Source organism: Aquimarina latercula DSM 2041 (assembly GCF_000430645.1).
Taxonomy (GTDB): Bacteria; Bacteroidota; Bacteroidia; order Flavobacteriales; family Flavobacteriaceae; genus Aquimarina; species Aquimarina latercula.
Genome location: NZ_AUMK01000011.1, coordinates 126,432 through 142,115, shown reverse-complemented (window position 1 = coordinate 142,115; position 15,684 = coordinate 126,432). Strand labels below are relative to the sequence as shown.

Annotated in this window: 16 protein-coding genes; 8 read left to right on the top strand and 8 right to left on the bottom strand. The window is 30.6% G+C overall.

The genetic code is table 11. From position 1 onward, the window contains the following. The first annotated feature begins 157 nt into the window (after positions 1–157). From H526_RS0111060 to H526_RS0111030, 7 genes are all read left to right on the top strand, one after another. Positions 158–535 (top strand): hypothetical protein, encoded by a 378-nt coding sequence (locus H526_RS0111060; protein WP_035085251.1) that lies wholly within the window; start codon positions 158–160, stop codon positions 533–535. A gap of 204 nt (positions 536–739) precedes the next feature. Next, positions 740–1,042, top strand: a complete 303-nt coding sequence (locus H526_RS0111055; RefSeq protein ID WP_027393061.1) for a hypothetical protein — start codon at positions 740–742, stop codon at positions 1,040–1,042. Between the two features lie 266 nt (positions 1,043–1,308). Beyond that, on the top strand, positions 1,309–1,752 hold the full coding sequence (locus tag H526_RS0111050) for a hypothetical protein (RefSeq protein WP_027393060.1): 444 nt from the start codon (positions 1,309–1,311) through the stop codon (positions 1,750–1,752). After that, positions 1,734–2,771, top strand: coding sequence for a hypothetical protein (locus H526_RS0111045; protein WP_035085248.1), 1,038 nt, complete (start codon positions 1,734–1,736; stop codon positions 2,769–2,771). Before H526_RS0111050 ends, H526_RS0111045 begins: the two co-directional genes overlap by 19 nt. Positions 2,772–2,783: 12 nt before the next feature. Next, positions 2,784–3,674 (top strand): hypothetical protein, encoded by an 891-nt coding sequence (locus tag H526_RS0111040; protein WP_027393058.1) that lies wholly within the window; start codon positions 2,784–2,786, stop codon positions 3,672–3,674. A gap of 93 nt (positions 3,675–3,767) precedes the next feature. After that, positions 3,768–6,659 (top strand): patatin-like phospholipase family protein, encoded by a 2,892-nt coding sequence (locus H526_RS0111035; RefSeq protein ID WP_027393057.1) that lies wholly within the window; start codon positions 3,768–3,770, stop codon positions 6,657–6,659. 57 nt (positions 6,660–6,716) lie between these two features. After that, complete coding sequence (locus H526_RS0111030; protein ID WP_027393056.1) at positions 6,717–7,061, top strand: hypothetical protein; 345 nt, start codon at positions 6,717–6,719, stop codon at positions 7,059–7,061. A gap of 54 nt (positions 7,062–7,115) precedes the next feature. On the opposite strand, the gene H526_RS28925 is transcribed toward H526_RS0111030, so the two are convergent. From H526_RS28925 to H526_RS32485, 4 genes are all read right to left on the bottom strand, one after another. Then, positions 7,116–7,631 carry a DUF302 domain-containing protein gene (locus tag H526_RS28925; protein WP_081415603.1) on the bottom strand — a complete coding sequence of 172 codons (516 nt, stop codon included), beginning with the start codon at positions 7,629–7,631 and terminating at the stop codon, positions 7,116–7,118. A gap of 12 nt (positions 7,632–7,643) precedes the next feature. Continuing rightward, a complete protein-coding gene (locus H526_RS0111020) occupies positions 7,644–8,183 on the bottom strand; it encodes a hypothetical protein (RefSeq protein WP_027393055.1) in 540 nt (179 codons plus the stop codon). Positions 8,184–8,712: 529 nt separating this feature from the next. Beyond that, the gene (locus tag H526_RS0111015; protein WP_027393054.1) at positions 8,713–9,471 is read right to left on the bottom strand and encodes a hypothetical protein; all 759 of its coding nucleotides are present in this window, start codon (positions 9,469–9,471) and stop codon (positions 8,713–8,715) included. Between the two features lie 248 nt (positions 9,472–9,719). After that, positions 9,720–9,848, bottom strand: a complete 129-nt coding sequence (locus tag H526_RS32485; RefSeq protein ID WP_281171948.1) for a hypothetical protein — start codon at positions 9,846–9,848, stop codon at positions 9,720–9,722. Positions 9,849–10,137: 289 nt separating this feature from the next. On the opposite strand from H526_RS32485, the gene H526_RS0111005 reads away from it, so the two are divergent. Further along, on the top strand, positions 10,138–10,410 hold the full coding sequence (locus H526_RS0111005) for a hypothetical protein (protein ID WP_027393053.1): 273 nt from the start codon (positions 10,138–10,140) through the stop codon (positions 10,408–10,410). Positions 10,411–10,423: 13 nt separating this feature from the next. On the opposite strand, the gene H526_RS0111000 is transcribed toward H526_RS0111005, so the two are convergent. The 4 genes from H526_RS0111000 to H526_RS0110985 all read right to left on the bottom strand — a co-directional run bounded on the left by H526_RS0111000 (position 10,424) and on the right by H526_RS0110985 (position 15,680). After that, positions 10,424–11,635 carry a carboxypeptidase-like regulatory domain-containing protein gene (locus H526_RS0111000; RefSeq protein WP_027393052.1) on the bottom strand — a complete coding sequence of 404 codons (1,212 nt, stop codon included), beginning with the start codon at positions 11,633–11,635 and terminating at the stop codon, positions 10,424–10,426. A gap of 29 nt (positions 11,636–11,664) precedes the next feature. Beyond that, a complete protein-coding gene (locus tag H526_RS0110995) occupies positions 11,665–12,249 on the bottom strand; it encodes a hypothetical protein (protein ID WP_155839668.1) in 585 nt (194 codons plus the stop codon). 101 nt (positions 12,250–12,350) lie between these two features. Beyond that, positions 12,351–12,761, bottom strand: coding sequence for an EthD family reductase (locus H526_RS28920; RefSeq protein WP_027393050.1), 411 nt, complete (start codon positions 12,759–12,761; stop codon positions 12,351–12,353). A gap of 180 nt (positions 12,762–12,941) precedes the next feature. Further along, a complete protein-coding gene (locus tag H526_RS0110985) occupies positions 12,942–15,680 on the bottom strand; it encodes a carboxypeptidase regulatory-like domain-containing protein (RefSeq protein WP_027393049.1) in 2,739 nt (912 codons plus the stop codon). Positions 15,681–15,684: the final 4 nt, after the last annotated feature.

Here is a 15,684-nt window from a genome sequence, read left to right as displayed (position 1 = left end):
CTCCAATACTTTATATATCTAACTTTTAAGAATTAGTCATTTTTCTAATGTAGTCGGATACTATAACATGACCTACGAATACTAAATAATTGAATTGCCTGTTATTAATAAAAGATATATTTAAGGCGCAATGATCAAATTATCAAAAAGTACTAAAATGAGATTAAAAATTGGAATTACTTTCATTATGTTTTGTGTTTGTAGCTTATCCTTTGGACAAGACTATAAAACCAATACAAAATCTATAAAAGAGGTTGATGTAAAAATTGAAGAAGGATCTTATAATCAAGATAATTCAGTTTCTGCGGATAGACTTATTATTAAAACTTCTGAACAAGGAGCATCAGAACAACAAGGTTTTACTTCTTCCGCAAGTTACAGTGATGAAGAATGGGCTGACATAAAAAAACAAATATTAGATACTAAAAAAAGAATCAATGATGGGCGAGAGATTTTTGCTTCTAAGGTAGTTGATACTATTTTTGTTACTATACCGGCTTTAAGTAGTAAAGAATCTCAATTATCTGGCTGGTAAATTAAATACCACATTATTATAAATTAACAAAAGATCGCTTTTCCAAGCGATCTTTTTTTTTATAATTCGTTATAAATCAGAACCTTTTTTAGGGTAAGGGAATATGCACTATTAAAAAAAGGGGTGTTTTCCCTCTAGAAACAACTTTATATATAACGTAAATTAGCATCTGAAAATCAACCCATTATAAAAAAAAGAAAAGTTATGAAATTTAAAATGGTAATCATAGTAGTTTTGATCTGGTTTGGTCAAAACGCATTTGGACAAGCTAACACAGAAAAAAATAACACAGTAGAAGACACTCCTCATAATACTATAGTAGTAACTAATGAAAATAGTGAAGTAGTATACAATGATAAGGAATGGAAGAAAATAAAAAGACAAATTCGAAGAAATAAGAAAAGAATTACAAATAGTAAAAACGGAATTCATAGCTACAAAAAAGTAGACACCATATTTTTAGAAATAAAAATCTCTAAAACCAATTCTCAAATTACTAATTGGTAACATCAACTTATTGCATACAAGGGTCATTTGTTAAAAGGGTATTTACCTATTTTTTTGAATGAAAATAGGGGTATTTACCTGATACAAACATTACGGTTTTAATGTAATTTAGATTCGGATTTAATTTGTAGTTTCATACCATATATAATTATACAATGAATCTTGGTATTCATAGTGTACTGAAGTTATAAATATAAAATAAGTCCCCATCTATATTTGAATTTAATCAACCAAAAAAGTATCAATAACTTAAAACCATACCCGTCATGCCAAAATCAAATTATTGTTTAATTGACCCTGATGGAGGTCCCTTAAAGGTTAAGGTAACCGCTAATAATGGAATTAGATCTGGTTCCATATTTATTCTTTGGGAATTGCAGAATGGAAAGTGGGAAAAGAAAGAAAAATTTAATGTAATTACTGGAGACGATGGCGTAGATGAATTTATTCTTCTAGAAAAACCAAGTGATATTGAAAATGATTCTCTTGCTTGGTCTATCAATGCTTGTTCCATGATCAATAATGTGGAGCGAGGAGAATTCAGCATTACAGTAATTCAAGACGAGGAAAAACGATGGACAAAAGATTCTTCACGCCTTGTACCTAAATGTTCTGATGGAAAACAATTAAAATTTGGAAATCACGTAATCTTCAAGCATCTTATTAATGATAATTTCTCAACATCTGACTTATGGAAAGATACAGAATAAGTTGCTCAATTTTGATACTCTTGATAATGCTCACAGGGTATTCGCAAGATGTTGAACAGCCAGGCGATAATCAGGAAGCATATTCTTTTAAACTAGACTATAATGTTCCTGAAAGCCCCGCTTTTGCTGTACTAGATGCTAACCCTACTACTGTTATGCGTGCTAGTACTCCTCAAGAAATTATTACACAATTGGCTAGTAATTTTCTTAGCGGAAATGAAGTTAGTCCAGGATTAGCTTTTGATTTCAACCCATATTTCACATTTGGAGGGAGATTAAAAAACGTAAAAGAATATCGAAATAATTATGGAAAGAGATTTCTAGCAAATCTTCAACTCTCATTTGCGACCATAAATTCAATGGACTTTCCGGATGACCTATTATTTTCTGGAGGGATAAGAGCTACTCTTTTCGACAGTAAAGACATCATATTTGACCAACAACTAGGACAAGATATTGACAATGCTCTTCTTCCAAACGACTCTGACGAACCAGGACCTATGAATTCTGACGACCAAGGAACTATAGTAGACAATCCAGCATTAAAACAAGCATACATCAATGCTAAAACACGCTATATGGAAAAAGCTGGAGGTTCGCTTGCTCTTGGTTATGCGATTGCCGGAAGAGCTAGAGATAATTCTTTTAAAACAGATAGTATTGTTACCTATAGACATCAAGCTTGGTTGGTGGGACAATATGATTTAGGTAAAAGTGGGATGAGTATTAACGGAATGATCATATATCGATATGATCAAACACCACAGACCACGGATAATGATGGTTTGATTAGCGGGATTGCATTAAGAAAATATGGACAGAAATTAATTCTATCTGCCGAGATTTACCATGACAGCATGAAAGAAAGTATTGATTTCGGCGGGTATGCAGAAGCATATCTTATACCAAGTATTACACTATTTGTATCACTCAAAAAAGAAACAAACGCTATCACCGGTGATGAGGATGTTATATTAAAACCAGGAATAAAATGGAACTTTAGTCAAGCTAAAAAATAAGAGTTTTTAATCATGAAACCAACTGTTACAATCATTTACAATGTTGTTCTAGCAATAACTTCGGTATTATTGCTATATAGTTATTTTTATGTTCTCGTATATGATAAGGATTTTTTCACTGAAGAACATACACATAATAGATTAAGTGAAAATGCCAAAACAGTTGAAGATTCTTCTTCGGTTAACATACAACCAATGCCCGCTAGTCCCATAAAAATAGATACGATCATAAGAGATACCTCTAAAACTACCTTATCTAAAACAAAAGTAAACTTATCAGTTTCAACAGATCTTGAGAAAAAAGATTCATCATTAAAGGAAAAAGAAAAAGAAGTTGAACCCGTAAATTTCTTAGATATGTTGGTCGTTATGTTTTTAGCAGGTATGTTAGGAGGAGTACTAGCAAATCTACGTGGAATTTTTGAGTTTTATCGTGAAGAAAAAATGTTCCCGGATCACTTATTTATTCCCTATTTAATAAGACCATTAACCGCAGCAATATCTGGATTATTAATATTTTTCATATCACACTTAATTATTTCTTCGACTGCAAATCCTACCTATGACAATGAGTATATATCTTTTAGAGGAATGGTTTCCTTTATGAGTCTTGCTATTATTTCGGGTTTTGCATCACAAGAATTTACAGAGCGATTAAAAGCTGCAGCAGGAACATTATTTGGGATTTCTCCTGCTCAGACTTTGGAAAAACCAAAGAGTATTACCGAAGAACCCGATCCAAGTAATCCAAATCCCGCCGCTGATTCGGATAGTGACAATCCTGATCCAAATGCAGAAAAACCTGCTCAAAACACAACATCTCCATCTAATCCCCAAGCGTCCCCATCGATCCCTCAAGCTCAGCAAAAAATGGGAAAATCGAGATATATAAATCGAGATTAAGAACACCCATTTTACATGTTGAAGATTGCAACTCCACTTTATGATAAATAAAACGGAGATAGATTTTATAAAAACAACATAAAATAATAAATCATGGGAAAAACACTTCGTGTCTGTCTGGCAATGGGAGGAGGAGTCTCTTTAGGTTCTTTTTCTGGTTCGGCATTAACCGAGGCATTAAAATTATTAGTGCTTTATGGTAAAGACAAAAACAAAAATGATTATGATAAAATAATCGTTGATGGAATGAGTGGAGCTAGCGCCGGCGCAATTGCTTTGACTATAATGCTTAAATGCCTTATTGATTACCAAGCAATGATGCCACTATTTAGTGAGCAACTTACCCAGAAAGAATTACTTGATGAAATTATAAGAGACTACTTTAACGGAGATATTTCGAAAGCAGAAGAATACAAAGATAAGTTTGAAACATTAAAAGCATTACAACTTGCTCAAAAGATCCAATATAAATTATGGGTAGAAGAAGTGAACTCCTTAAAACTATACGGTTCCAAAGCTCAGGATGACTATGATCCAAAACCTAATGAATCTTTTTCTTTACTAGACAGAAAACTTCTAGAAGATCTTACCAAAAAATATTTAATGGCTTCTGATGGAGTAGATATTTCTAGAAGACAGCTTTTAGATCCTAAACGAGTCATTTTTGCTTGTTCCTTAACCAATTTATTACCAATTGAGATAGATTTTTTTAAAAACGGTAATTCCAACAAGGATCGATTACAGCAAAACTTTTTGAAATCTGTAGGGTCAGAAAATCATTCGGAATTACGTGTTATAGATTTTGTGTTTGATGAAAACGAAGTGCAAAAAGCGCAAAAAGAAACAGATTCTAGATGGTTAAAATTTTGTAATACTCCCGATCCAAATACCCCAACACATTTTAAGATGACTGATCAATCCGCCTGGGCGACAATTTCGGCTTCTGCACTTGGCTGTGGAGCGTTTCCTATTGCTTTTGAACCCGTAGTCTTAAAAAGGTTTAAACAAGAGTTTGGTGATAATGATAATAACACAAACTGGCCATCTTCTTTCATCAAAATACAAAACGAAATCGACACTCATACATCTAAGAATAATACCACCTTTAAACAAAATAGTTTTTTTGCAGAAGAAGGAGAAAATACACTAGACTATAACAGCTTCAATTTCCCATATATTGATGGAGGAACTTTCAATAATGAACCGATTCGGGAAGCATTTAAAATAGGAACTTTTCAAGATTTTGGACGAATTACCCAAAACGAAGAAAGACTCATTCTATTTGTAGATCCAATTGTTAGAAAAGAACAATATCATTCATTTAAAGTATCGGCCTTCTCCCCCATTAAAATGTCCAACCACGAAGTAACTTTCAAAAAAGAATTAGGTAAACTTCTGGGGAACACTTCTAGTATTTTAGGTGTTTTAACAAACCAAGGTAGTATCAAAGAAGAACATAAAATCATTGACATAAAAGAAAATTTCGAACTGCGAAACACTATCTTCAATTATCTAGACGCTAATAGTGATATGAGTAGTAATCTAAATATTGAAATTATTGCTACCGCTTTCAATAAAATTGCTAAAAATCTCAAAAACGGAATCATATCTTTAGGTACCAGAGATCCTATGATATATTTCTTATCAGAAATTAAAAAGAACTGCGATAACAAAAATGGTGATCAAAATACTTGTATTAAAATACTTCAAGAAGATTTACTAGCTCTTAAAGATCTTATTGACGAAAAAATTAGAAAATCAGAACCTCTTAAGATTGATAAAGTATATGAAAAACTTCAACTAACTAAGAAAGAGGATAAAAACATTTTTGCTCAGACAGTATTTAAAGTAATCGCTGATTTTGCATTAAATACAGATGGAAAAAATGAAAATGCATATCGCGCAGCAATACTACCAATTAATAAAAATCTAAACACCATAGAGTTACCAGGAAGTGAAATTGAGGCTTTTGGTGGGTTTGCATCTATAAAAGCTAGGAAATATGCTTTTGAATTTGCTCGTTTAAGCACTCTATTATCTCTAAAAGAAACTACTGGTGGGTTTAGACCAGAACGTCCTTTCATTGCTAATGAAGGTTTTTCTAGCCTAGAAAATCAGCTTACCAATAAAATTAAAAGCATCGATTTTTTTAATAATAAAAATCAATATACTCATGAACTAGAAAACAACCTTTTTGATCCATCTATTGCGCGTATAAAAGGAGTTTTATTAAGTAATAAATACTTAAAATTTATATTATTAAAAGTCCCTTTTGTAGCAACATCATTATTGGGAACTATTGCTATGCCATTCGTATCTATTGGACTATTAGCATCCTCTATTTTTAAGAAATCACCTTGGCGTGGTTCTAATATTTTGAAAGATATCATCAGTAAAAATGTAGATGTTATCAATTATATGCCATTAGAAGCCGTAACGATTTCAATTTTAAGTGATACACAGCTCAATAAAAAACTTTTAATAAGGTGCTCCGATAATTCTATAAAAAAACGAAAGTCCATAGAACATACAATAGAAACATCGGACAATAAAATTAGATATCAGTATTATTTTCAGGTGTCACTTTTAGAATATATAAAACAAGAGAATTCAATTCATGCAGATACCATATCGCAAAATGCAGATTCTTTAAAAATAAATTCTCAATTTATACAACGACTTGGGTTATCACTTTCTAACAAAGTGAAAATGCCTAATGATATTGATGGAAACCTGAATCCAGAAAATAAACGGATCGCTCTCGAAAACAATTATACAGATATTATTACAGAAATGAGAATTGACAGATTTAATCTACCACTTTTAAACAATTCAATAAATAATGCTTCAACTGCTTTGCATTATTCATTAAAGAATATCAATTACCACGTAAATCCATTATTAGAGATTGATTTACAAAAACTAACAGAAGGGTGGTATTTTAAAGAACAAACAGAGTCGTTAGATAAAAAATTACTTCGTTAATTTATCATATAATATATCGGTGTAGTTTTTGGTATACTATAAAAAAAACATCATATTATGAAAACTGATACCTATACAAAATCTATTCTAACAATTATTGCAATTGCTTTAAGCATTATCGCAATAAAAGACATTGATATTATACCAAAAGTATACGCTAATGACAACTCTATATTACCAAATTATGGATTGATTCCTATTAATGAAGACGGAACGATCACAGTTAAATTAGCAACAAACGAGGAACTAGATGTAAATATCAAGAGTATTAGTACCTACGATAAACTCAAAATTGACATTAATAAAGTCAGCACAAGCGAGGAATTAAATGTCAACATTGATGAAATCGGCGGAAGCTATGTTTCCAGTGGTGGTCCTATCAAAGTAAAAGTCCAGAATTAGTCGTGGATACAAGTAAATTTCATTCTCAAAATATTATAAAAAAACTAAGTATGATTATAATCCTGCTGCAGCCGAAGTAATTTTATCCAACGCTCCACTTATCTTATTTAGTACCTCTTCGATATCATCTATATCATGACGTTGCTGTAAGTATTTAGGATCGTTATAAGAAATTTTCACAATACCGGAATCATCCTGAAAAATCAAAATTTTCTGTGGTAGATCTAATCCTGTAGTTTGAGCACTTTGCATTAAGGGAGTTCCCAATTTAGGATTTCCAAACATTATAATTCTAGTTGGATTTAACTCTAATCCAACAGATGCCGCATTTGCCTGATGATCTAATTGCGCTATGATTTTTAGATTCGGATTATCTTCAATAATTGTTACCAATTTATTATAGGTATCATCAAAAGTGTTAGTACTTTGTTTTGTTATAATTCCTTGTTTCGGTGTAATTTCCATTTGTTTTTCTAATTCAGGTTGCGCACTATTAGACGTATCCTTTTTAACTTGATTACAAGAAAATAGGAGTATATAAAAAACAAAGCAAAAAACTATTCTTTTCATAGTGAGTTTGGTTTAATATAGTGGTTGGTCATCATTTTTACTGTAATCACAATCATTGACATTAACATACCAGATCATTTTTACGTTATCCGAAAACTCATCACTTTGATTTACATCTTTGTTATCAAGGTATACTTGTGTCATTTCTCCGGTTGTTCCTAAAATAGAATACCAAGAATGTGTTTTTATTAAGTTTAAATGAGGTAGTTCTCTAGAGGGTGCTTGGCCCATAATTTCTGATAATTGAGCAAAAACATGACCTTTACTAATGGTCATAAATTGAGCTTGTGCAGTATGCTCTACAGTAATAACTTGCTTTAGTCCGTCTTTTTTGTACTCATTATAGATCCCCCAACCTACTCTAATGTTACAACCTTGACGAACTGCTTTTTTTAAATCACTTATATCCCCGGACAAAGGATTTCCTTCGCTATCATTTCTGTAGATTTCTTGCCATCCTTTAATCTCATTAGTAGCGTTTTCATGTTGTTTTCCAATATTACAAGAACTCCATAAAACTACTATGAAGAGCATCGTTATACTTCTAACCATCCAATTACTTTTTACTCTAAAGATAGTCGAAAAGCAAAACAAATTCTAATTTCGCATGCTTATATTTGTGCTCTCAAGGGATTTTTCAACCTTTATTATGTTCGTAATTATGACTGTATTATTCAAAATTTTGATATAGTTAAAATAGTAATAAAAACGAGTACTATTTCTTATTATTAAAATGATTTTGTAATAACTTTCGTCTCTCTATTTGTTCTTATATATTATTTATGAGTAAATAAAACCAATAAATACGTACTATCTAAAAATATACTATAATAAATTTTAAAAACTTATTACCAAATTAAAGCAACTCTTGTCTTCCATTCACATATCACTTGCGCATAATACATCGTTAATGGCATCAATTCATTACGCTTTTCGACATCATAAATACTAATCGTTAAGTGACAAAACAAATCCAAAAGAATATAATTGACTTGTTCTAATCGACATATTGTTTATATTTTTTTAAGCATTCCACTTTGAAAATATTTTTGATATAAAGTGTTCAAAATAGTATTCCGTTTTATGGAAAATTCAAATTAGTATTAATAATAAATGTTTGTTTTTCTCCATTCTTACTATTTGAAATCACACTCATTTGTTCAAGTACTATAGGATTTTTCTTATAACGTAATTTTCGAGATAACTTAATGCTATTATTAGTACACAACCACGCTACATAATCATTATAATTTAAGTTCTCATGAAAATTAACATTCAAAAAATCCGTTTTATCCCATAATCTTTTATAAACACGACTTTTAATCTTAATTTTTTTATTCCCTAAAAAAACAAATTCATTATTTAAAAGTATTAAATTCTTAAATCGATAATTCTTAGTGTCCTCACTATTAACTTTGTGAATAACATCTTTATATTGTTTCTTATCTTCAATTTTTATAGGTAATGTACCTAAAACCCCACTTCCCATTTCAGTAACTGAAGCCGGAGAAGTGACATACACGATATTCTTAATCCCTTCTTTTGCAACAAACGTTTTTACTAAATTTACAATATCATAATTTGCTACAGCATCAGAATGTAAATATACTTTATCAATCACCCCTATATTTTCTTTTATTATTTCCCTTATCTGATTAGGGTTTTTAATCTGGTTTCCCTCCTTATCAAATATCTTATTCTTACTATTTACATAAAAAACTACATTAGTCTGTTCATCAAATGAAAATAAATAATTACCAATATCTGTTGGATAAGTAATATTTTTATATTCCTGAGCATTGATTTCTTTACATAGGAGAAAAAGGACAATGATAAACATGATTTTGTGTGTGTACTTATTTTCAAACCTGATACTTTACTTTTATTTTTTACTTCTTTTTATTATAAACTTATTAACTCCTACAAAATGAAATTTGCTTTTACAACAATACCTTTTAACCTTATACGTTAATTAAGGAACTTAGTTAGTACATTTTTCTATTTAAAATTCGGACTCTTATAATTATAGTATCATTAAAACACAAAATGTTACCTTACATTTTCATAAATTATAATAGTTTTTCAACCTTAAGCAATATTATCTAAAGTTTCTAACCCATAATAATTTATAGTTTCCTTTTTTAATAGATTTTTATCCCAATCTTCCCAAGTGTTTTTATATGGGTCATACCCATGTATATATGTAAGATCAAGCATAACTTCAAGTAATTTTTTAAACAGAAGTCGTAATTGATAAAAACCGAGAAGCTTATCGGTCTATAGTTAACAATATTTTGCTTTCTACTCAAAGATTTAAATACTTTTGATCTCATCTAAAGAATGAACAATGAAATACTTGAAGCTTTTAATATTTAATCTTTTTGTTTTAATCTCAATATTTAGTTTTGGACAATCAACTCATAAAGAACTAAAGTTTATAAATTGTACTGAGGATTATATCAATTGAGTTTTTTGGAATTATTTTCTAAATTTAAAGCAAAACACTATGCAAACCATTCAAAAAAACAGCAAGTTACTATTTTTCGTATTCTTCTTTATTTGCATTTCGCTTATAAATAACACTTCTTATTTTGATCAACAGACTAAATTATATTTAGCCATAGGTTGCGCTGTAGCTGCTATCTCGTTCTTGATTTTTTATTGGTCTAAAAAGGAGAATAGAAAATCTTATAAAAACAATACATTTAAAAACAAAATAGGCATTCTTATTGGAGCTGTCGCTGTGACTTTAGCGATATATGTTTACCAGATGATATAACATAAAACTACTACTAGTTACTAGTCTCTTTTAAATATTGCTCAATTTTGCTTATTTCTTTAGTTTGTTGTGGAGCATTATAGTTCAACCAAAACTCTGCATTGTATTCGCTTGAGTGATTTTCTATACTACTATCAGAATTCATATTTCGAGTAAATGGGTATTTCTCTACATTATTTACAATGATTTTGTTTACGAACAATTCTTTTTTTGGTTCTTTTACGAATAGTAATTTACTAGGAGTTTTAGTATCATAAATATTCCAGGTATCTTCTTCCCTTTGATATTTTAAGTACATTTTGTTCCTATATTCCTGATATTCAAAAATCACATTATAATACACTTGTTCTCCTCCATGTGTTAATCTTCTTTTCCACGATTTTCCTTTATGTGCAGTTCGCGTAAGCTCCATTCTTACAAAGGCAAAAGATTCTGTATCTATATATAGTGTTGCTTTCTGAAAAGGTGCATCTGTTCCTTTTATTTTATATACATACTTCTGATTATAAGGTAAGATATCCTCCAACTCATATTTCCATCCATTTTTTCCTTTAATGGGTCCATAATCAAATCTTATAAAATCATCTTCTATTAAGTCGATAATTGAGTTTTTTCTTTCCCACTGTTTGTTCCAAGGGTTTTTTTCTGCAATGTAGCTATTCCTTATGGCTACAAGCTCTACTTTAGCTTCGACTTCTTTATTTGTAGGTTGATTGTAAAACTTAGCTGCACATTCTAAATACTCTACATATGTACTATCTTCTTTTTGCAAATCACGAACAAAACCTTCTAGAATATAAGACTGATCAGGGTAGTTATTAGGAATCTCCTGATATGCCTTTTTTACTATCTGTTTTGCCGATAATTTCTTCTTTTTTGTCGTTGTAATCACCACTTCACTCAGCGCATTTACTTCTGCACTTAGAAATATTTGCTGATCAAGATTAAAATCATCAACATTTTTCTCTATAGAACTATATCCTAAACTAGATATTATAACTGTACCATTTCCTCTATTAGAAATATGAAAAACAAACTTCCCTTCTTCATTCGATATTGTACCAATTGCCTGCCCTTTTAGGTATATAGAAGCAAATGGAATCGGTTGATTGTTTTCTTTATCTAAAACTTTCCCTGTGATGGTTTTGTTGCCATTTTGTGCAATGGAAATAACCGTACATAAAAAGACACTTACGGAAATAACAAATCTAATAATTGTATGCATAGTAAGATGACGAGCCAAGACTAATTTCGTTACTTTTTATTAATCCAATTTTGAACTTCAATTTTTATTCTTTCTAGTTCTTTCTCTATTTCGTAATCTTTATTATCTTTCTTTTTTGATCTCGCATTCTCTAGATTCGAATAAACTTCATAAAACTCCATTAAAGCTTTTAAATAAAACCTTTCTTTTAAATATATCAGCAATTTATAAACGGCTCGCTGAATCTTATTTTCTCCTAGTAAAGCTTGTATTGCATCTATAGTTCCCGTTGCTATTCTAAATTCATTCCAATATTTGGTGTTATCCAAAAAAGATTGTATAGTTATAATTAGTCTGCAATTTTCCTGTTTTTTCAATAAAAATGAAAGACATGTTATCTTTTCTTCCAGCGATATTTGGCTGCTTGTATCATTTTCCAACAACATTCTCAATTTTTGACCTTCCTCATAACCTGTGCCAAAACCAATATAATATTCAGTCCCAGGCGATGTATAATACTCGGGAATTTCAATACTTTTTATTCCAAAAGTTATAATATACTCTGTTATACTAATTGTACTATTCAGACCTACTAATCGACCTATAAGTATTCCTTTAGACGTAGGGTGTAACATTCCTCCCATTTCATTTATAAATATTAAGTTTGGTTAATTACTAATTGACATTAAGAAGTATTCTTATATAGTATTATGAGTTCTATCAATTAGAAAACTTGTTATTTCACAACCTCACTAATCTGAACAATAGGCTTAATATTAGTATAGTTTGGGATATCACCTCTAATTTTTTCTGCGTTTGGTCCGAACGAATTTTGATAATCAGAAAGATTTTCAAAATATAAATATCCAATGGCTAGATAAGGAATTGGATCATTTGATGTTCGCCCTGATAATCCTTTATCAATCCCTAACCTCTTTAACGAATCTCCGAATAGATCTATTAACATTGGCATATGCTTATTGGCATAATAATCCATATCAAATATTTTGTCAGCATCATTTGGATATAGTATTGTCACTTTAATCATCCCTTTTTTAGGTTGAGACTTATCCGAAGTATTAGCATCTTCGCAACTTACAAGAAACAATGTAATCCCAAAAACCAGATAGAGTATCTTATTTTTCATATTGATATTTTTATAGCTATTCCTACTCATAATACACACCTATAACATAGTAGGTTTGCATTTTGAAAGTACTACAAATTTACCCGTATAACAAATCTCCCGGAATACTAAACTGGATTTGGGATTCGCATTAATGGATATAGCAACTATATTAAGATAACCCCCATCATATTTACATTATTACAGATTATACTTTACGCTAAAAATCCAATATCTTGGCTGAACCACATAACTAGAAGTACTATTAAATAATTCATTGAAACTATCTCTATTGATACTTTCCGTATCTAATAAGTTGGTAACGGAAAATTTATATTCCCATTTACTATCTGGTTTCTGATAAAACACCTCCGCATCCCAAAAGCTATATTCGTTTAAGGTAGTTTCGGTATCTCGGTAATTATAATAACTATAGGAAGATTTTAGTAAAAATCCTTTAGCAAAGGACCAATCTAACCTAGCAAAAGGACGGCTCGTATAAAAAGTGCTTTCCGCGCCATTATTATCATAATCATTAACGGTGATACTATATCCTAGATCAAAGTTTGGTCCTTTCTTAAAATTTGTGGACCATTCAGTTTGATACGTTTGTGTAAGACTTATACTCTCACTAGGAAGTGTGTTTACTATATTATTAAAACTAGACCAACTTACATTAGCACTTAAATTTCCTTTAATCTTACCAAAAGTTCTGGTAAAATTACCACTACCTGATAGCACTTGATCTGCAAGATTAGAATTAATCGGTGTGTTTACTCGATTAATACCAGATACAATACTTGTGTTCTTAATAGGGTTACGTCTATTGGTATAACTTAATCTAGCAAAAATATTAGTGTAATTAAACATATTAAAACTAAAATAGTTCAAAGAGTAATTATCATATAAAGCATTCTCCAAACTTCTGTTCCCTTGGGATAATGAATTATAATTATTAAAAACATATCCTTCTGCTAGATTATTTATATCTGTATAATTTGCTGTGATCGAATAATTAAAACGTAAACTCTCACTCTTTTTAAACTGCACTAAAGCGAAGAAGTCCGGTAATACCTGCCACTCATTCTGGCTATTGGTAGTCCCCAATTGTTCATCCTTTAGATCATAGTTATGAATACTAACTCCAGGATTAAAAGTAAAGATTCCGGTAATAAACTTATAATGTACTCCAGCATATAGATCATTAAAATTATACTTGACATCATTAGTAAATTCTTCCGACTCAAAACTGTTTTGATCACCATCATCTAAAATTTGAAAAATATCAGAGTCAAAATTCTGCGTACTTAAGGTAGATCCTATTGTAAAATTAAGATTACTCTTTTTATTCAATACATAGTAATAATCCAATTTTGCGTCTAATTTACTGGTAGTTACATTTTTTTGTTGATTGACATTATATCGTTCTGAAGCTTCTAAAGGATCAAATGTATCTGAGTTTAGATCATCAGGATCGTTGATTTGAGTAAAAACTCCTCTAAAAGGTATTTCGGACCTAATTGCATTGTAAAATGGATCTTCTTCCTGAAATAAATGTTGTGCTTCAAAAGAGAAAATATTTTTTGAATTTAGTGTATAATATGCATTTAAATTCTGTTGTACGGAAAAAGGATCATTCTCTAACCGTTCGTTTATATCTTCAGAAATATCATCTCTTACAGAAAGAAAAGTATCATCCTCTTCTTGTTGAGAAAGTTTACCAAAAACATCATAATCCAATCGAAAATTATTATTAGGTCTATAACTAGCACTTAATTTTAGTAACCCTAAGGTGCTTCTTTGTTCTGTATTATCAAAAGTTTCCTCTATAGTATTATCCGTAGGATCAGCAGTATCATCGATATACGTTCTTCTTGTATTAGTAATTAAATCTGTTTTAGTATTACTAACAATTCCGTATCCACTAATATCTAATGTTTTACTGGCAGACATACTAAAATTAGCAGCTCCAAACTTGGTATTTATTTCATTTGCGCGATCATTCTGTAATACCGCAAATGCCAGATCATCACTCGTTATATTAAACGAAGTGCCACCTCTGCCCAAATTCCTAAAACCTCCTGTAAAATTAAAATAATCCCTTCTAGTAAATGGGACTTCTCCTATGTCATTAAAATCGGTTAAGATATTAATACTGTATTTTGGATTATAATAAAACAATTTTGGTTTTACCAAATACCGTTCTGTTTCTCCAACTCCTGCTCCAACAGTTACATCTCCAAACCAAAAATTCTTTTTACCTTCTTTTAATTTAATATTAATCGCTACCTGATCTTGATTATTTCGAAGACCTCTCATTTGACCTACATCCTCATAATTTCTCAATACTTCTACCTTATCTAGGGCATCTGCTGGAATATTTTTTGTAGCCAGTTTAGAATCTCCATCAAAAAAATCTTTCCCTTCTATCATCACTTTAGAAACTGTCTTTCCCTCTACTTCTATTTCCCCATCATCATTTACTTCTATCCCAGGTAGTTTATCTAAAACATCTCCTAATTTTTTCTCATTACCGTTAGTAAATGAATCTGTATTATAGACCAATGTATCCCCTTTTACTACGACGGGTATCTCATAAACAATTTCTACCTCATCAAGGCTATTTTCTTCGGATGTCATCTCGAAATCTACTTTTACATCTTCCACATTCACAGTAATAGTTCTATCTTTTGCAGAAAGCCCTATAAAGCTCACTTTAAGCAAGTAAGTTTCATTAGCCGGAACCGATAGACCATATTTTCCATTGCTATTAGTAATACCATAAGCTGTCATGGTATTGTCCGTTTTTTTATAGGCTATTACATTTGCCATTTCTAATGGATTACCTACGGAGTCTTTTACAAATCCAGTAATTTTAACTTTCTGTGCAGACATAGTCATCCCTACCAACAGTATGGCATATAGTATCTTTTGTTTCATTTTT